Source organism: Borrelia persica No12 (assembly GCF_000500045.1).
GTDB classification, from domain to species: Bacteria; Spirochaetota; Spirochaetia; order Borreliales; family Borreliaceae; genus Borrelia; species Borrelia persica.
This window is the reverse complement of the sequence record NZ_AYOT01000225.1, coordinates 118,644-138,871: the sequence shown is the minus strand read 5'-3', so window position 1 is coordinate 138,871 and position 20,228 is coordinate 118,644. Positions and strand designations below refer to the sequence as shown.

18 protein-coding genes are annotated in these 20,228 nt (G+C 28.4%); 8 read left to right on the top strand and 10 right to left on the bottom strand.

The window, feature by feature from the left end; all coding sequences use genetic code 11:
• The first annotated feature begins 45 nt into the window (after positions 1 to 45).
• Genes ftsY through U881_RS0109405 form a run of 5 tightly spaced genes read left to right on the top strand, consistent with a single transcriptional unit; the run spans position 46 to position 5,117 of the window.
• On the top strand, positions 46 to 891 hold the full coding sequence (gene ftsY / locus U881_RS0109425; RefSeq protein WP_024654178.1) for a signal recognition particle-docking protein FtsY: 846 nt from the start codon (positions 46 to 48) through the stop codon (positions 889 to 891).
• Entirely contained in the window at positions 888 to 1,943 is a 1,056-nt protein-coding gene (locus tag U881_RS0109420) for a hypothetical protein (RefSeq protein ID WP_024654177.1), read from the top strand. Before ftsY ends, U881_RS0109420 begins: the two co-directional genes overlap by 4 nt.
• Positions 1,930 to 3,177 (top strand): ABC transporter permease, encoded by a 1,248-nt coding sequence (locus U881_RS0109415; protein WP_024654176.1) that lies wholly within the window; start codon positions 1,930 to 1,932, stop codon positions 3,175 to 3,177. The genes U881_RS0109420 and U881_RS0109415 overlap by 14 nt, the downstream gene beginning before the upstream one ends.
• Positions 3,178 to 3,867, top strand: a complete 690-nt coding sequence (locus U881_RS0109410; protein ID WP_024654175.1) for an ABC transporter ATP-binding protein — start codon at positions 3,178 to 3,180, stop codon at positions 3,865 to 3,867. It abuts the gene before it with no gap.
• Complete coding sequence (locus U881_RS0109405; RefSeq protein ID WP_024654174.1) at positions 3,864 to 5,117, top strand: ABC transporter permease; 1,254 nt, start codon at positions 3,864 to 3,866, stop codon at positions 5,115 to 5,117. Before U881_RS0109410 ends, U881_RS0109405 begins: the two co-directional genes overlap by 4 nt.
• A gap of 21 nt (positions 5,118 to 5,138) precedes the next feature.
• Here U881_RS0109405 and U881_RS0109400 read toward each other — a convergent pair whose 3' ends face one another.
• Positions 5,139 to 6,425: a hypothetical protein gene (locus tag U881_RS0109400; protein ID WP_024654173.1), complete on the bottom strand. Its 1,287-nt coding sequence runs from the start codon at positions 6,423 to 6,425 to the stop codon at positions 5,139 to 5,141.
• A complete protein-coding gene (locus tag U881_RS0109395) occupies positions 6,418 to 6,735 on the bottom strand; it encodes a hypothetical protein (RefSeq protein ID WP_024654172.1) in 318 nt (105 codons plus the stop codon). The genes U881_RS0109400 and U881_RS0109395 overlap by 8 nt, the downstream gene beginning before the upstream one ends.
• Positions 6,736 to 6,898: 163 nt before the next feature.
• Between U881_RS0109395 and U881_RS0109390 the strand changes: the two genes are divergently transcribed.
• The 3 genes from U881_RS0109390 (at position 6,899) to U881_RS0109380 (ending at position 10,240) form a co-directional block, all read left to right on the top strand.
• Positions 6,899 to 8,176 (top strand): cysteine desulfurase, encoded by a 1,278-nt coding sequence (locus U881_RS0109390; RefSeq protein WP_024654171.1) that lies wholly within the window; start codon positions 6,899 to 6,901, stop codon positions 8,174 to 8,176.
• Positions 8,177 to 8,285: 109 nt separating this feature from the next.
• Positions 8,286 to 8,681 carry an iron-sulfur cluster scaffold-like protein gene (locus U881_RS0109385; RefSeq protein ID WP_024654170.1) on the top strand — a complete coding sequence of 132 codons (396 nt, stop codon included), beginning with the start codon at positions 8,286 to 8,288 and terminating at the stop codon, positions 8,679 to 8,681.
• 29 nt (positions 8,682 to 8,710) lie between these two features.
• Positions 8,711 to 10,240, top strand: coding sequence for a YifB family Mg chelatase-like AAA ATPase (locus U881_RS0109380; RefSeq protein ID WP_024654169.1), 1,530 nt, complete (start codon positions 8,711 to 8,713; stop codon positions 10,238 to 10,240).
• A gap of 23 nt (positions 10,241 to 10,263) precedes the next feature.
• On the opposite strand, the gene U881_RS0109375 is transcribed toward U881_RS0109380, so the two are convergent.
• From U881_RS0109375 to U881_RS0109340, 8 genes are all read right to left on the bottom strand, one after another.
• Positions 10,264 to 11,214, bottom strand: coding sequence for an L-lactate dehydrogenase (locus tag U881_RS0109375; RefSeq protein ID WP_024654168.1), 951 nt, complete (start codon positions 11,212 to 11,214; stop codon positions 10,264 to 10,266).
• Positions 11,215 to 11,389: 175 nt separating this feature from the next.
• A complete protein-coding gene (gene lepA / locus U881_RS0109370) occupies positions 11,390 to 13,222 on the bottom strand; it encodes a translation elongation factor 4 (RefSeq protein ID WP_084538477.1) in 1,833 nt (610 codons plus the stop codon).
• A 24-nt stretch (positions 13,223 to 13,246) separates the two neighbouring features.
• Entirely contained in the window at positions 13,247 to 14,224 is a 978-nt protein-coding gene (locus U881_RS0109365; protein WP_024654166.1) for a hypothetical protein, read from the bottom strand.
• A gap of 63 nt (positions 14,225 to 14,287) precedes the next feature.
• A complete protein-coding gene (locus U881_RS0109360) occupies positions 14,288 to 14,722 on the bottom strand; it encodes an ATP synthase subunit K (protein WP_024654165.1) in 435 nt (144 codons plus the stop codon).
• A 17-nt stretch (positions 14,723 to 14,739) separates the two neighbouring features.
• Entirely contained in the window at positions 14,740 to 16,569 is a 1,830-nt protein-coding gene (locus U881_RS0109355) for a V-type ATP synthase subunit I (RefSeq protein ID WP_024654164.1), read from the bottom strand.
• 10 nt (positions 16,570 to 16,579) lie between these two features.
• Positions 16,580 to 17,176, bottom strand: a complete 597-nt coding sequence (locus tag U881_RS0109350) for a V-type ATP synthase subunit D (protein WP_024654163.1) — start codon at positions 17,174 to 17,176, stop codon at positions 16,580 to 16,582.
• Between the two features lie 2 nt (positions 17,177 to 17,178).
• Positions 17,179 to 18,480: a V-type ATP synthase subunit B gene (locus U881_RS0109345; RefSeq protein WP_024654162.1), complete on the bottom strand. Its 1,302-nt coding sequence runs from the start codon at positions 18,478 to 18,480 to the stop codon at positions 17,179 to 17,181.
• Positions 18,481 to 20,220: a V-type ATP synthase subunit A gene (locus tag U881_RS0109340; protein ID WP_024654161.1), complete on the bottom strand. Its 1,740-nt coding sequence runs from the start codon at positions 20,218 to 20,220 to the stop codon at positions 18,481 to 18,483.
• Positions 20,221 to 20,228 lie beyond the last annotated feature (8 nt).

The following is a 20,228-nucleotide window of genomic DNA, read 5'->3' as shown; positions in this document are numbered from 1 at the left end:
TAAAATTTATTTAACGCAAAACAAAAAAATAGGAGAATGAAACTTTTGGGTATTTTTAACAAAATAAAAAGTCTATTTAAGAACAAGGCAAAGACACAAACACTTGAAAACTTAGAAGATATACTCTTAGAAGCAGATATTCAAAACGATATAGTAATAGAAATAATAGAATATATTAAAAAAATTAAAGCTAAAGATGAAGAAGAAACAATATCAAAACTAAAAAACTTGCTAAAAAGCTATATAAACCAACAATCTCTTAATTTGGAAAGTAAAACATTAAACATCTTATTGATACTTGGAGTAAATGGAGCTGGGAAAACATCAAGTATTATAAAACTTGCAAACAAATTCAAAAATGAAGGAAAAAATGTACTGATTGCCGCAGCAGACACATTCAGAGCAGCTGCAATTGAACAACTTAAAATACAGGGAGAAAAAATTGGAATTAAAGTCATATCTCAAAACCAAGGAAGTGACGCAGCAGCAGTAATATTTGACAGTATTTCAAGTGCAAAAATTAAAAATTATGATATATTAATAATTGATACGGCAGGAAGACTACAAAACAAAGAAAACTTAATTAAAGAACTCCAAAAAATGGATCAAGTGATAAAAAAACAAATACTAGATACAAATATTAACTATAAAAAGATACTAGTTATAGACTCCATATCTGGAAAAAACACAAGTAATCAAACAGAAATATTTGATAAAGCAATAAAGATTGACGGAATTATAGCCACAAAATTTGACTCATCATCCAAAGCAGGTGGGATAATCAATATTTCAAAATTATTTAAAAAACCTATATATTTTTTTACATTTGGAGAACAAGTAGAAAATATTAAAGAATTTAACAGCGAAAACTACTTAGATAAGTTACTATGACAAAAAAAATAATAATATTAATTTTAATAATTAAAATACAAAATATATATGGAAAAAGTTATTTTAAATCAGATGTATTTTTCAATAAGTATCAGGAAATATATGATATACCACAAACAGGATTTTACATTGAATATAGCAAAATCGATGAAATTGAAAAATTTAGTCTTTTTAAAGACTTAAAATTAATTAAATATAAAACTGAAGAAAAAATAGAAGATAATAAAAAAAAATTAACATTTTACAATGAAAAAAACATCAAAATAAGAGAAGAAATTTCCGATCATCTAAATAATAAAATAAGGGAAACAAAATATAATCACAAAGGAACAATTCTTGAATCTGTAGACTACTTTTATAAAAACAACGATTTAATTTATAAAGAAATTCAAATTTTAAATCAAAAACCCAAAACGATACATTATATGAAAGACACTAATGGCAAGCTATTAAAAATAACAGGATCAGATTTACAAGTTTGGAATTATGGAATCAATGGAGATATAAAATCAACATATTTTGATATAAAAGAATCCAAAACAAAGGTAATCCAATATGATGATCAAAAAAGACACTTAAAAAACATAATACTAGATAATGACAAAATTACATTTCAAGAAAACAATCAATATTTAAATGACAATAAAATAACTAATATCAAAGAAAAAGACAATACAAAAACCATATCAAAATATAAAGATCATAACTTAATCAAACAAGAAGTATACAAAGATAATAAGCTAACAAAAATAATCGATTTTGAATACAATGAATCTGGACATGTTACAATTGAAAATGTCACTATAAAAGACGAAAATAACGAATATACTACAAAAACAACATATGAATACAATTCTGATAATAAATTAAAGTCAAAAACAATCTATGAAAATGAGTTAATATCATTAAAGACTGATTATTTCGGTGATGATGAATATGAACAAAAAATATATCATAATGGAAGCCCTATATTTAAAATAAAGTATAAAAATGATGAAATTATTGAACAAATAAACACAGATACAACTAGAGATAAAAATGAAAATAAATAAACTTTTATTTAAAAGATTGATTATAGAGGAACAAAATAGTTTATCACTCACAATTGTAATAATATTAAGCATAGTACTTGGACAAACCATTATCATTATCACAATATCAATAATGAATGGTTTTCAAAATGATTTTTTCATAAGTACATCTACACTAGAAAGTGGCAACTTAAAAATTGAAAACAAACTCAGTGAAAAAGAATTCAACTCAATTAAAAATCTTAAAGAAATAATTCAAATAAATAAAATTTATGAAACACAAGGAATTGGAATTGAAAACTATTATGATCCAAAAATTTTAAATATAATTGCATTTGATACAAAAGATATTATAAAAGACACAAACTTTATTCTATTAACAGATCTGACACAATCTCAACTCCAACTCAATGAAGATGAAGTCATAATAGGAGATGTGCTCTCATATAACTTAGATCTATATGAAGGAGACACAATAGGATTGATATTAAATGATGAAATTACAAATTTAAACGCACTAAAAGATGAAGTAAAACAATTTAAAATAAAGGCAATTTTCAAAAGCAATGATAGCAAAATAAATAAATCTACAATATTCATGAACATCGATTATTTTTACACAAAACAACTAATTAAAGATTCGGACATTAATTATCAATTAAAGACAAAAAATCTATATCCTAGCAAAAGACTAATAAATGAAATAAAAAATATTAATCCACAAATCAAAGTTAAACCCTGGAATGAATATAATAAAGAATTATATAAAGCACTCAAAATAGAAAGAAATACAATGTTAATCATTTTAACAAGCATATTTCTTGTCATCGCTGTTAACACCTACTACCTACAAAAAAGAATAATAATTAATAAAAGTAAATCTATCGCAATACTCTTATTCTTAGGCCTAAGAGCACAAAAAATTAGAAAAGTTTTCTTAATGCATTCAGTAATAATCTGCATACTGGGAAGCATTACTGGCCTAATTGCAGGCACCATAATATCTTTAAACATTAATGAAATCCTAAATATAATTGACATTGCAACAAACAACCTGATTAATACTATAAATTACATATTAAAATTAAAACTAGAGAATATAGAAATAAAAATAGTAAAAAATACAATTACACCTAAAATATTCTTAAGTGATTTAATGTTTACATTATTCTTTGCTTGTTTATTTACAATATGTTCAAGCTTAAGAGTGACTCAAAAAATTAAATATGCTGACAAAATAAATGGAGCACCATAAATGAACAACACACAAAATATAATGTGCATAAAAGAAATATACAAAACATACACTAAAAACAAAACAAAAATAAAAGTATTAGAAAACTTAAACTTAAATGTTAAAAATGGTGATTTCATTTCCATTCAAGGTAAAAGCGGCTGTGGTAAATCAACACTCTTTAATATAATATCAGGAATTGATAAAATGGATTCAGGAGACATAATATCATGTGGCATATCTTTAAAAAATGCAAATGAGAAAACCTTAAGTTTATATAAAAATAAAAAAATAGGTCTCGTATTTCAAAATCATAATTTAATTGATGAATTTAATGTATTTGAAAATATTATTTTACCTAAAATAATAGAAGGAAAAGACAACTTTGAAGAAATCAAAAAAAAAGCTCTACGCTTAGCAAAAATATTAGGCATCAATACAAGAATAGAACATTATCCTTCAGAATTATCAGGCGGAGAAGCACAACGAGTGGCAATCGCAAGAGCTTTAATCAATGAACCAAATATAATATTATGTGATGAACCTACTGGCAATCTAGATATCAATACCGCCAAAACAGTAGAATCATTACTCATAGAAACATCGAAAACATTTCATAAAACACTTATTTTGGTTAGTCATAATCCAGAATTTTCAAATAAAGCAGACATCAAATACGAACTTAGAGATAGAACACTAAAGAGAATATGATGCGTCCAAATATTAAAGAACTCTTAAAAATAGCATACATTATATTTATAAATTCAAAAAATAAAAAGGCTCTAATAGGTTCTGGAATATCTTTAAGCTTAGTTATGATCCCCCTAATAATTGTTTATTACATGTCAAACAATATTATGAATGCTACAATAGAAAGATACATTGAAAATGAAGGATTTTCGGTGCAAATCGAATATAATGAAATTCACAAAAACGAATCTCTTAAATCTAAACTAGAAAAATTTAAAAAAGAATACAAACATAACGAACTAAGATATTTTTTTGAGAGACGAACTTATGGACTTATTGGAAATAAAAAAAAACAGGGAGCATTAATAAGAGCAGTAGAAAATAAATTTATTAATAATAATAAACACATCAAATTAATAGATGGAAAGAAAAATCTTAACAAAAATGAAATATTAATATCAAAGCAAATCAAAGATAAACTTAATTTAAATATTAATGACTCTATTTACCTAGTAATACCAAATAATAAATATCACAAAATAATTCCCAGAGCACAAAAATTGACCATATCTGGAATAATTGAAACAGGATTAAGAGAAATTGATAAAAATTTAGTTTTCATTTCATTAGAAGATTCAAATATAATGGCAAAAGAACTATCTAAAAGCATAATTGGACTTTCTATCAAATCCAATACAAAAGAAGAAATTAACAATCTTAAAAAAGAGATCGTAAAAGAATTTAAAGAATATAAAATAAAAACATTTTATGAAATTTATCTAAATAAATATGAAAACTTAGATACAAGCAAAAAACTCTTAACATTTATTATGGCATTTATTGTAATATTTGCAAGCATTAATATATCTTCATCACTTTGTATGTTAATACTTGAAAATAAAAAAAAGATTGCAATATTAAAATCAATTGGAATGAATAATTTAACTCTTAAATTAATATTCATCCTAATAGCTCTCGTTTTAAGTTCAATATCATGCATAATAGGAATAATCATTGGCAATTACCTAACTATTAATATAGAACATGTAATTAACATAATAGATATTATAGCTAATACAATTTTAAAAATATTTGGTGCTGACAATAACACGGAGATATTAAATTCTGATTATTATATCTCTGAATTCAACATAAAGATAAATACTAAATTTAGCATAATTATTCTGTTATCCTATACACTAATTAGTATTGTAACAACATTTATTCCTCTAAATATCATTTCAAAATTCAAAGAAAAAACAATTTTATAATTTACCTATATGAAATAGATACTATTTGACAAATACATTAATAATCTGAATAGAAGACAATTCTTCTTTAATATTTGGATAAATCTCTTTTGGAAAAATAGTTTTTAAAGTAAAACTTTGTCTAGAATGAGACTTAAGAAAAGAATTGGGCTCAGAAATTAATTTTCTTTTTAAAGATCTAATAACCTCAATATCCTTAGTAATATAACCTATTTCAATTTCCAAATCCTTAATATCATCATCTGACCTATTATAAACTTCTATTAAAGAATTAACCTCATAAATGCCAAAAGCTTCATTAAAAGAACTACCAAGATATTTAAAACTTAATATTGAAGAATTTGTCTCCAAATCAACACTAGAGAAATTATCACTTTCATTAAAAAATTCAATTAAACGTATATCAATAACCATTTTTTTAGGATAAGAATCAATACTCTTAGAAATATTATAAATAAAATCAATTGGTGCATATACTCCCTTCTTCCATTTATTGGGAAAATCATTTGTCTTTTCAAAAACTTTATTCAAAATAGGTTCTCCCAAATCATCATAAATAGTTACACCATAAGAAATCTTTTTAATAGGATCTCTAGACGAAATAACCCCTGCTTTTAACTGATAAGTGTGTGAATCTTCAAAAACCAATACCTTGGCATCTTCAATTTCAATATGATATAAAACATAAGGATTTGAAATAAGATTAGAAGATTCAACTATTAAACTAGATGCCCTTGTAATTGAAGGCAAACCTTGAACTACAGGCTCTTTAATATCCTCCTCTGCCTCACCAAAATCTTCATGACTACTAATCAAAGGATGTACTAATCTATATGTAGCAAATGCAACAATAGATATTAATATAAAACTCAAAAATAATATTAAGGTTCGTTGCTTTAACTTATCAAACTCATCATAACCTCTTAAATCAACTCCATCAAATATTCCAAATTCTCTAGCCTGCAAAGCTACATGCATTAATTTTTTATTTGCCTCTCGAGTATTTATTTCCGCAACAAGTCTCTTATACAAATTAAAAAACGAAGTAAAAAGAGTTCTATTATGAAGAGAATATAAATACACCGTATTAAGCTCTCTTAAAGAAAAAATCAAATCCCCCGTTCTTTCCAATTGCCTAGCCTTATCATATATCTTAAAGAAATGCTTCTCAATATTCTCTATATCAGCATCAGAAATATCAGCTCGTGCAATAATTTCCTTTATACCATTTTCTTTTAAAACCTTATTCTTATATTTAGACAGCTTAAATAAATAAATTTTAATTCTTTCCTCAGAAGTTTTACTCATTATCTTCTAATTCATCAACTTTTTTTAAAAGCCAATAAGCAATATTCTTAGCAGTATCTTTTGTAATAGAAATGCCAACAAAAGACTTAATCAAAACTATTTTCTCTTTAGAACCCTTAAGCTCTTCAGAAACCTCTTTTAAAACACCTTCTTTGGTTTTAGTATAAACAATCTCTTCAGAAATTTCTGTAGACTCAAAAACAAGATCACAAAAAATTTCTCCAGTATTAGTTACATTTCCATAAATATTATTAATAGGAACCAATTTATAATCCTCTGCTTTTTCAAATCTGTAAATTATTTCTTTCATAAGACGAATTATAACACATAAATATTTATTCAAAATTAAAACACAAACTTAAAAATCAATTTGATTATTTAAAATACAGAACATTTTATATACAAAAATAAAATAAAAAATAATGGTATAATTTTTAAAATAAAATTTTCAATATAAAAACAAAGAGCAATAAATGAACACTAATATTTTAGAAAGTAAAGATGAAAAGATAAAAAACCTAAGAAAAGACTTTCCTATTTTAAATAAAACAATCAATAATAAAAAAATTATCTACTTTGACAATGCAGCAACTTCTCAAAAACCACAAAGCGTAATTTCATCCATAGTAGAATATTACACAAACCATAATGCAAACGTTTATAGAAGCGGACATCAACTTGCAATAGAATCGAGCTTAAAAATAGAAAATACAAGAAAAATTGTTAAACAATTTATCAATGCAGAATCTTCTAAAAATATAATATTTAATTCTGGAACTACAGATGGAACAAACACAATAGCAAATTCACTATTGTTTTCAAAATTTTTTAAAGAAAATGATGAAATTATCACAACAACACTTGAACATAATAGCAATCTACTTCCTTGGATCAATATTGCCAAATATTTAAATTTAAAAATCAAACTTGCAAAATTTAATGCAATGGGAATTATCCAAGCAGAAGAAATACAAAATTTAATTACAGATAAAACAAAAATCATTGCTATATCTGGAATAAATAATTTACTAGGAACAATACAAGATGTAACACAAATAGGAAAAATTGCCAGAGATAATAAAATTATATTATTCATAGATGCTGCCCAAATGGCACCACACATGAGAATAGATGTAAAGAAAATAAATTGTGATTTTTTAGTATTCTCAGGACATAAAATGCTTGCCCCAACAGGTATTGGGGTCTTATACATATCAGATAAGATTATAAACAAACTTGAAAGCTCAAAATTAGGAGGTAATGCCATAGAAAACATCTATATAGAAAATAACAAACTTGATTTTAAAACCCTAAGCTCACCAAATAAATTTGAATCAGGCACACCAAATATTTCAGGAATTATTGGTCTTGGGAAAGCAATAGAATATATAAACGACATTACAATGGAATTTATTCAAGAACATGATAAAGACCTGACTCAATATTGTGTTTCAAAATTAAAAGAGATTGATGAGGTTGAATTCATTTTAAATAAAAATATTAAAAGAAAATCAATAGTATCATTTACAGTAAAAAATATTCACTCACACGATATTGAAACATATCTCGATACAATGGGAATTGCAACCAGATCTGGAAAAACATGTGCTTACCTTGCATTTCTTTCAGAACACATTAAAAAAGATCATTTATTAAGAATAAGCTTTTACATATATAATACAAAAGAAGAAATTGATATTTTTATTTCCTCACTTAAGAAAACGATAACAGAATTTTATAAATATTATTAAAAAATAATAAGTAAAATTTACTTACTATATCAAACCTAAACTAAATCAATATAAAACTATTATTAAAACTATTATTGATTTAATCAAATAAACTTCTTAAAATTGAAACATGTTCTCAGAAGAAACAAAAAAAGAACTAATCAGAATAAGCAAAATAAAGAAATATTGCTTCAAAACAGATCAAAACCAAAATCCCATATATCACAAATCCAAATGTGGGGATCAAATAGCCTTTCAAATTAATGAAGATAATAACAAAATCAGATTAAAATATAACGCATATGGATGCATAGTCCTTCTCTCAAGTGCTTACATTGTAACTAAAATATGCGATAATCAACCTAAAAAAACAATACTAAAAATTATAACAAAAATAATCAACAATAATTTTGAAAATTTAGAAGAAATCGATAAAAACCTTAAAAATTTTGAAAATTTTTTATATACAAACAGAAAAGATTGCTTCATTCTACCATACAAAGCTTTAAAAGAAATTTTAAAGTAATATAAATAACTCTAAAAAAGGAGAATTATATGAAAATATACTCTCATTCATCAATAGGATACGAAGGAGAACTAATTGAAGTTGAAGTAGACATAAAAAAAGGAATATCGGGAATTGATATTGTTGGACTAGCTGGAAGTGAAATTAAAGAATCGAGAGAAAGAATAAAAGCAGCTATTAAAAACTCAAAATTTAATTTTCCAAAAGACAGAATATTAATAAACCTTGCACCAGCAGGTATTAAAAAAATTGGAACAGCAATTGATCTATCAATAGCAACAAGCATTATCACTACAAAAGAAAATAAAAATAATAACTTAAAAGTTTTAATGTTGGGAGAATTGCAACTAGATGGACAAATAAGAGCAATTAAGGGAGTATTACCTGCTATTTCTCTTGCAAAAGAAAGAGGAATTAAATGCATAATAATACCTTTTGAAAATCTTGAAGAAGCCCTCTTAATATCAAACCTAAACATTTGGGGAGTTAAAAATTTAAAAGAAAGTATAGAAATAATTGAAAATCTTAATAATAATATATTTCCCTCAAAACCTACAATCAATTTTAAAACAGAAGAAAAAGAAGAAGAATTTGAATATGATTTTAAGAATATCAAAGGACAACACAGAATCAAAAGAGCACTCGAAATAGCGGTATCTGGAGGGCACAATATCATGATATTTGGACCTCCTGGAAGTGGCAAAACACTCAGTATCAAATGCGTACCATCAATCTTACCTCCACTCACAAATAAAGAAATTATTGAAACAAACAGAATCTGGTCAATTGCAGGAAAGTTAATAGATACAAAAATAATAAGACAAAGACCATTTAGACAACCACATCAAACTGCAAGCAAAGAAGGCATTATTGGTGGTGGGGCTAATGCACTTCCTGGAGAAGTATCACTTGCTCATAATGGTGTTCTATTTTTAGATGAAGCTTTGGAATTTCAAAAATCAATATTACAATCACTTCGTGAACCAATAGAAGATAAGGTAATCTCAATAGTAAGAGCAAGTTCAAAATCGTTTCAATACCCTGCAAACTTTCAATTAATGATTGCCACAAATCCATGTCCCTGTGGAAATCTTGGAAAAAACGATATTGAATGTTTTTGTTCACAGCAAGAAGTTTCAAACTATTGGAAAAAATTTGGAGCAGCCATGCTTGACAGAATTGACATTAGAGTACCAGTTAAACCAGTAAACAATGCCAAATTATTCCAAGAAGATAATGAAAGCTCAAGTGAAATTAGAAAGAGAATAATAAAAGCAAGAAACATACAAAATAAAAGATATGAAAACATTAAAAATATTCACAAAAATTCTGATCTAAAACCAGAACACATTGCAATATTTTGTAACTTAGATAAAATATTGACAGACGAAATGATTTATATATTAAATAAACTTAACATATCATCAAGAGCAACTCATTCAATCCTTAAACTTGCAAGAACAATTGCTGATTTAAAAGACGAAGCTCATATTTCAAGAGCATCATTACTAGAAGCAATTGAACATAGAAAACATGGAGAAAAATTATTAGAAGAATAAAAAAGCCCCCAAGCGGGGCAAAATTAAAATTTTATCTTATCAAGACAACTTTTCAATTGCTTTGCAGAAGCTTGAAATTTTTTAAGTTCTCTATCACTAATTTTAAAATCAAGAACTTCCTTTACACCATCTTTACAAACTACAGCAGGTGCTCCAATATAAAGATCTTTAATAGAATCACCATATTGACCATCAATATATGAAGATATAGGTAAAATAAGGTTTTGATCACCAATTATTGCATTGACAATTCTTTTAATTCCAAGTCCAATAGCATAATAAGTTGAACCTTTAAGCTTAATTACCTCATAAGCAGCATTCACAACCTTATTATGAATCTCATCAAGTTCTGATTCTGCTATTATCCCCTCAATAACGTATTCTGACAAAGACTTCATAGCTATTTTAGTTTCATCCCAAGTAGCAAAAGAACTATCTCCATGTTCGCCCATAATATATGAATGTATATTTTGAGTATTAACATTAAGACGCTCAGCCAAGAAATATCTAAGTCTTGAAGTATCAAGTGTTGTACCTGTTCCAATAACCTTACAGGTTGGAAAATTGGAATACTTCATTGTTACATAAGTCATAATATCAACAGGATTACTTGCAATTACAAAAATACCATTAAATCCACTTGAAACAATGCTTGTCACAATTTCCTTAAAAATCTTAGTATTCTTATCAACCAAGTCAAGTCTTGTCTCACCTGGTTTTTGATTAAGACCAGCAGTAATTACAACAATATCAGCATCAGAACAATCATCATAATTACCAAATTCTATTTTAATATTCTTTTTTAAGAACATCTGACCATGGTTCAAATCCATGACTTCACCTTTAGCTTTATCTTGAGCTACATCAATAATTATAAGTTCGTGAACAAGTGAGTTATCAATCGTCAAAGCATAAGCAAAGCTTGAACCAACACCACCCGCCCCAACAAGAACAACCTTATTACGTTTAAGCATAAACCATCTCCATATAAAATTATTTTATTGGTATAACATAATCTTATAACAGTTTATAACACTTTAAAGCAATTTAATAAATTTAATAATATTTTATAAAGGTACAATTTGATTATTGTCCTTAATAAATGGCAAAATCATACAAATTAACATATTGAATTAACTTAAATATAGATTAATTATCATCAGATTTAAGAACAGCAAGAAATGCACTTTGTGGTATTTCAACATTTCCTATCATCTTAAGTCTCTTCTTGCCTTCTTTTTGCTTGTCTAAAAGCTTTCTTTTTCGAGTAATATCGCCCCCATAACATTTAGCAGTAACATCTTTTCTAACAGGCGAAATTGTTTCACGAGCAATAATGTTGGAACCAATAGCTCCTTGAATTGCTATTTTAAATTGCTGCCTTGCAATCTCATCTTTTAATTTTTTACAAATATTCAAAGCCTTTGTTCTTGCACCATCCACAAAGACTAATTGAGACAATGCATCAACCCTATCTCCATTAACTAAAATATCTAACCTAACTAAATTTGTCTCTTCATATCCTAATAATGTATAATCAAAAGAAGCATACCCACGACTTACTGATTTAATCTTATCATAAAAGTCAAACAATATCTCAGCAAGTGGCATCTTATAGATAACCTCAACACGCTTTGAATCAAGATAAATTAAATTTTCTTGCACGCCTCTTTTAAGCAAACAAACACTCATAACATTACCCAAAAACTCAGTAGGAACAATAACATTAGCTCTAATATAAGGTTCAAGGGCAACTTCAATATTTTCATTTCCAGGAAATTGTTCAGGACTCTCAATAAAATAGAAATTCCCCTTTTTAGGAATAATTTTATAACGAACAGATGGAGATGTTAATATCACGCTAAGATTAAATTCACGTTCAATTCTCTCTTGAATCACCTCTAAATGTAAAAGTCCCAAAAATCCACATTTAAATCCATGTCCAAGAGCAGCCGAAGCATCTTTTTCAAAAGTAAGAGACGCATCATTTAGTTTAAGTCTATCCATTGCCCTTAGGAGATCATCATACTGATTAGCGTCAACTGGATAAACAGACGAAAACACCACAGGTTTAACCTCTTTAAATCCTTCAAGAGGACAATCTGCTGGATTATCAACAAGAGTTATAGTGTCTCCAATTTTAACATCTGATATATTTTTTATGCCTGCAATAAAATATCCAACATCACCCGCTTCTAAAACATCTCTCTTCTCAAGAATGATTCTAAAAATTCCAATCTCTTCTAACAAATATTCCCTATCTGCATGCATAAATTTAATCTTATAGCCAGTTTTAATTTGCCCCTCAAAAATTCTAAAATGAACAACAACACCACGATAAGGATCGTAATGCGAATCAAAAATCAAAGCTTTTAATGGATTTTGTGCATTTCCCTTAGGAGAAGGCACATATCTACAAATAGCCTCAAGTAATTCATCAATACCTATTCCATTTTTAGCAGATATGGGAACAGCAACACTAGAATCTAATCCCAAATCATTCTCTATTTGTTCTTTCACAAAATCGATATTTGCACTTGGTAGATCTATCTTATTAATAACAGGAATAATTTCAAGATCATGTTCAAATGCCATATAAAAATTTGAAACGGTTTGAGCCTCTATTCCCTGACTAGCATCAATAAGTAAGAGTGCTCCTTCACAAGATGAAATTGCTCTTGAAACTTCATAAGAAAAATCAACATGTCCTGGAGTATCTACAAAATTAAGCTCATAAATATTGCCATCACTACACTTATAATCAATAGTTACTGCTTGACTCTTAATGGTAATTCCTCTCTCTCTTTCAATATCCATACTATCAAGAATTTGACTTTTAAAGTCTCGATCCGAGATTATCTTAGCTTTTTGTATAAACCTATCTGCTAAAGTTGATTTACCATGATCAATATGTGCAATAATACAAAAATTTTTTTTATAAGAACTAATTTTTAAACCTCCCCTAAATTCAAAATAAAATATTTAGGAAAATTACATTGATTTATGTCAATTCACATTTTTATTAGACAAAAAATTTTTAATATGAGTCTTTGATTTTAAAACATAAGGCGAAAATTTAGGAGCAAGATCAACTATTAATTTCCAAGTATCTAAAGCTCTCAACTTATGTTTATGTTCATCATAAATATAAGTAGCATAAGCAATATTATATAATATTGCCCAAAAATCTGTAGATTCAAAACCAGATTTAACATCACTATACTGATTTATTTTTTGTACAAAAGATCTTAAATTCTTAAACTCATAAAGAGGTTCATAATAGCTAATATAATTATACATTCTAGTTAAAATACCAACTACAGCTACAAGTCCATGAGTAATTGCAAGCTCATAAGCATTTATCTTTAAATAAACTTTTGATAACAATTGATGCGTATCTATCAGACTATAATTATTAAATCTATAAAGATTAAAAGTAAAATCTATACCAGATGTTCCTCTTACCTGCTTTAAATAAGAATTTATATAAAAAGACATATCAAATTTATTACCTAAACTCTCCCCATATTTTTGTACAATATAGTGATAATTGTAATAATCATCACCACGTGAAAACTTACTTAAAATTTCATTTAAATAATCAATCATATCAACATAATTATTCTCAATCTCAGAAACTTTTGCCAAAGAAAAAAGTATATCTTTCTCAAAAGACTTATCCAATAAATAATCTTTATCTTCTAAAGTTCTTTGAAGATGTAATTTTTGAAATACAAAATTACCAATCATGCTATATGCAATAGACAAATAGTAATTGGCTTCTGGATATATTCCTTTTTTAAGCAATGCTTCCTGTAAAAAATTTATTGCATTAGTAAGATTAGACTTTACAAATCCTTCTTTAGAATAAATGAGTTGCCGACCCTTTTCAAGCAAAATCCAATGTGGGAATTCCTTCACATCCGATGCACTTAAATTCAAATTAAAACTAAAAATAAAAAGGAATAAAAAGAATCTTAACATATTTATAAATATATTAAATTTTCTCACAAATTGCGAGAAAATTTAATACCTCAATCCTTGAATTTAAACAAATTTAAATATCATCAAGAATACCATTACAAAAAGAGCAACAGATTCAATTAAACCCAAAACTAAAAGATTTGTCGCAAATCCCTTTCCAGTCTCAGCAAATGCATCACAAGCCCCTGCAGCAGTTTTACCTTGAGCAAAAGCAGAAAAAGCCATTGCAACTCCACCACCAAAACCAGCTCCAAATAATAACCAAGGATTAGCCTGAGTCATTACCTCTGCTAAAGTATTCATCAATATATAACCATATATTATTTGTGTAAGGGGTGCTGAAACAAAAACAATTAATAAAAAGGGAGCTGGTTTACCCTGCATATAACATCTCTTCCATGCTCCAATAGCAGCACTCCCGGCAGCTCCCATTCCCAAAGCTGAACCTATTGCAGAAACAGTTAAAGCTGAATTCACTCCTATTAAACCTATATCCATCATAATTTTCTCCTTATCTAGTCTTTAATTTTTCTAAAAGGCCTATAAGAATATCCATTCCATTCTTGACCCAAATGGTTTGAAAATTCAAGCATATTAAGTCTTACTCCATGAACAACAACAGACAACAAAGATAATGTTATATTTAATATGTGTCCAAAAAGTATCACAATAATGCCACTTATTACAAGACCAATATTAGATGATTTAAGTAAAGATGCTGACATGCTATTAAAACTATCAGAAATTGCAAGCCCTGCAAGTCCCACAGCAAAAAGCCTTATATAAGATATTATATCTGCAAATCCTGAAACAGTAGCTAGAAACTGCTCTATTATGCCTCCAAAACTTTTCAGTACACACATAAAGAAGTTTGAACCATCCTGTTTATCAAAAATAAAAATAAGCATAACTCCAACATATATCATATTAAGAACCACACTATACATAGGAAAATTATCACTTCCAAGTATTAAATTCAGGACAAGATAATAAAGTCCAGGCATTAAAATAAGCCAACCAATTTGAGCAATTGAATGTATATGTGGCTTTTCTTTTACCTTTTGAATAAAATTCCACAAACGAGCTAAAGATATTTGCAAAACACCTATTGTAAAACATATAAACATCACATGCTGCATACCATTATTTCCTGTCAAATACTCAACCTTAAGAGATTTCAAAATAGGAAATAAGTCAAGTAAAAAAGGACCACTACCAAACCAAGTACCAGTCATTGAACCATATATTATGGCCGAAATACTTAAGTAAAATATTAAAGCATGAACAGAAGTTAATGGTTTATTTTTTACAAAACTAATCAAACTAAGAACAACACCAGTTAACAAAAGTATCACACCATAAGCCGCATCACCAATTATCATTCCAAAAAACACAAAGAAAAATAACATAAAAATACAACTAACATCTCTCTCTTTATACCCAGGAATTGTATCTAAAACATCAAAAATAGGTTTAGCAAGCTTAGATATTCCCTTTCTTTTTATACATGTAGGAACAAAATCACTATCATCTGGTTCTGCAAACTGCACTACAAATTTACCACTAAGAGTCGCATTCTGAAGATATTCTTGCTTATCTTCAGGAATAAATCCTGTAATATACACAAACTCATCACACTCAACATTCATATCAGTCATAACCTGTTCAAATTCAATAATTTGTTCATACTCTTTTATTGAATCTCTCAAAACATCTCTATATTTATTTAGAATCGATAATTGAGTTAATTTTTGATCTAAAACTTCATCGATCATTTTTAACTTATTTTCAATAAAATCAAGATCAAATTCAAATTCATATTCCTCAGCTACATCTATCTTCTGCTTAAAATCATTAATAGCTACGAAATAGGCTGTACCTTTATAATTATTAATAAGAGCAACTTTAATCTGAGAATATAACAATAATTTTTTATATTCAGACATTCCAGATTTAAAAAACTGTACATAAATATTGCGTTCCTTCAATTTATTAATTAAATCAACAGAAAAATACCCCCAAAAAGATATAATATCTTTTTTATGAAGTAATGATTGACGCATATCTTTCAAATCTTTGATTTCAGAACCTAAGCCAACTATACGCCTTGCAATATCTAAAAAATTTTCATTTGAAGAACTTAAAATTTTTACCTCAGAATCATCATCAAGTAAAGACAAAGCCTGACTTAAAATACCTCTCTCTTCAATAACTTTTTGTAAAGATTCTGAAACTCTATTGCAAAAATTAACATGAACAACACCCAATTCTCTTAAAAGCTCAAGTGACTCTCTTTTATATTTTAATAAAGTCAAAAGTAAAACCTTTTTCATTTTTACAATCATTAACACATCCTTATCTATTTTTCATCAAACTAGCTTTTGCCATTTTACCTCTTACAACAGCTGCAGTTTGTTGATCTCCAAGATAAACATTAATCTTCTTTATATTAATTTTAGCATTAGGAATCATAACTTTTTCAAATAAATTTACTCTTTGAGAGGTAGTACTAAGTTCTAATTCCAATAAATTAGTCTGCTCATCTAAAACTTTAAGTTCTGCATTTATTTTAAGCATGCTCTTAATAGCCTCTATCCCTCTATCTACCCAATAAGGAGTTGATAAGAGATCATGTTTAATATCTTCATATTCAACAGACTCAAATACAGGAATAGTAATACCTGCTATATTTGTAAAACTCTTTACCACTTTTTTAATTTGAATCCAATCTTGAAAAGGAAATTTTTCACCAAATAATGCAATCCAAGATTTCATATCTTTTTTTAACTTATCCTGTTCAATCTTTAGCGCTTTTTTAAGAGCCTCAATTTTTTTAACTTCCAAATAAAGTTGTTGCTTTTTAAGTTGCAGAGTAGGCAAATACCTACTAAACATTTTAAGCTCATCTTTTTGTTTCTTAAGTTCATTTTTTGTTAACTTAATTTTAGGCATCTTTAATCCTTTTCTTTAGGCCAATACGTCTCCACAAGTTCTGTCTTAATTCCCGTTTCATTAGGCTCAAAACAACTAGAAAGAATCTTCCAACCCAAATCTAAAGCCTCTTCTAAAGGAATATTAAGAGACAAATCCATAAGTTTACTCTCAAACATACCACTGTACTTCAGAAGTTTTTCATCCCACTCTGTCATATTAAATCCCATAGCTTTTTTTTCTATAGATTCTTTTGAAGATGCATAAAGCTTAATCATTGAATCCATAATCGTCCTATGGTCATCTCTTGTCTTTCCATTAACCATTTGCTTGAGTCTTGAAAGAGAGCCAAAAGGTTCAATTCTGCCTCTCTTTAAATAGTATTGCCCCTCAGTAATATATCCCGTATTATCAGGCACTGGATGAGTAACATCATCCCCAGGCATCGTAGTTACTGCAAGCACAGTAATTGACCCTGCACCTTCAAAATCAACAGCCTTTTCATATCTAGCTGCAAGCTGAGAATACAAATCACCAGGATAACCCCTATTAGATGGCACTTGTTCCATAGTAATAGCAATTTCTTTCATAGCATCTGCAAAATTGGTCATATCAGTCAAAAGTACCAACACCTTTTTTCCCTGCAAAGCAAATTTCTCAGCAACAGCAAGAGAAATATCAGGTACTATTAAAGACTCAACAACAGGATCATTGGCAGTATTTACAAAAAAGATTGTTCTACTTAAAGCCCCACCCTTCTCAAGGGAATCTTTAAATGTTAAATAATCATCGTTCTTAAGCCCCATTCCTCCAAGAATAATCAGATCAACTTCAGCTTGAAGAGCTATTCTTAAAAGAAGTTCATTATAAGGTTCTCCAGACACAGAAAATATTGGCAATTTTTGAGATTCAACAAGAGTATTAAAAACATCTATCATTGGAATTCCAGTTCGTATCATATTTCTTGGAACAATACGTTTTGCAGGATTAACTGACGGTCCACCAATTTCAATTAAATTATCCTCAAGACGTGGTCCTCCGTCTTTAGGATTACCAGCTCCATCAAAGATTCTACCAAGTAAATTTTCAGAAAATGTCACTTGCATTGGATGACCCAAAAACTTAACTTCATCTGAAGTTGAAACACCTATTGTCCCATTATAAACTTGAAGTGAAACCTTATCTCTATCCAACTTAATAACCTCAGCCAAGGAACTTGTATTTTTAGATTTTACAACGGCAAGTTCTCCATACTTAACATTTTCTGCTATAACAGTTATTACATTCCCAATAATAGATTCTATCTTACTATAAACTCTCTTCATTTACACACCTCGAAAATCCAATTTTCTAGAACGCAATAAATTTGTCAAATTAGTTTCTAATTTATTAAACTTTTCTTCCTTAAAGGAAGCAAGATTCATATCTAAAATATTTTGTCTTACATCATTCATAAAACCTCTTGCTTCCAATTTATTATCAAACTTAAAATTCGACTGTAAAATATCATAAAGAATATCAAACATATAATTTTGACGCTCAGAACTCACAGCAGCATCAACACTATCAAATGAATTTTGTTGTAAATAACATGAATCTAAAAGTTCAGCTTTCAAATAAACAATAAAATCATCAATACTCACACCCTCTTCTCCAACAACTCTCATCATCTGATTGATTTCATTTCCCTTTACTAAAAAAGCCCTTGCATATTCTGTTTTTTCATATCCAACAACACCTCCATATTTACTCCAAGAGTCAAGAGGATTAATTGCTGGAAACTTTCTAGCATCTGATCTCTCCCTTGAGAGGCCATGAAATGCTCCTACCACTTTTAAAGTTGCCTGTGTCACTGGTTCTTCAAAATTACCACCAGCAGGACTAACAGAACCACCAACCGTTACAGATCCAATAGTACCATCATTCAAAACAACAACACCTGCTCTTTCATAAAATGATGCAATAACAGACTCAAGATAAGCTGGAAATGCCTCATCACCCGGTATTTCCTCAAGACGACCTGACATCTCTCTCATAGCCTGTGCCCATCTTGAAGTTGAATCTGCCAGTAAAAGTATATCAAGCCCCATTTGCCTATAATATTCAGCAATAGTAATAGCCGTATAAACCGATGCTTCACGAGCAGCAACGGGCATAGAAGACGTATTACAAATAATACATGTTCTCTCCATTAATGATTTACCTGTTTTTGGATCTGTAAGTTCAGGAAATTCTTTAAGGGTTTCAACTACCTCACCTGCTCGCTCACCACAAGCAGCAATAATTACAATATCAACATCAGCATTCCGACTTGTCACTTGTTGAAGAACTGTCTTACCAGCACCAAAAGGCCCAGGAATACAAAATGTACCACCCTTTGCAACTGGGAAGAATGTGTCTATTATTCTTGTTTGAGTTACCATAGTTTCACTAGGAATCAGTCTCTCTTTATAACTAGTAATTGGAACTTTCACAGGCCAATGAAACGACATAGTAATAATGTGCTTACCACCAGAATCATCCTCAATAACAGCAATTTTATCATCTACAGTATAATCGCCATTATTAACTATTTCTGTAATTTTATAAGAACCTCGCTTATCAAATGGAATCATAATTTGATGTTTAATAGTACCTTCAATAACAAATCCAAGATAATCTCCAGTAACAACAAAATCTCCAGCTTTTGCAGTTACATTCAAACTCCATTTCCTATTTCTATCAAGAGCACTTAAATATAAACCTCTCTCCAAAAAGAAACCACACTGAATAGCAAGTTCTGGTAATGGATTTTGAAGACCATCATACACCTGACTTAAAAGACCAGGTCCTAGCTCAACTGTTAAAAGCTTATCTGTAAATTCAATATCATCTCCAACAGCAATTCCCCTAGTCATTTCAAATACCTGAGCATCAACTTCTCCATCTCTAACGCGAATTATCTCAGCTTTTAAACTACGATCACCTGTTTTAATAAAAACAATCTCATTCATGGAAACTGTACCAATTATTTCAATAGTAACCAAATTCCCAATAACCCCTACTACTTTTCCTCTAACATCCATCTAAATTC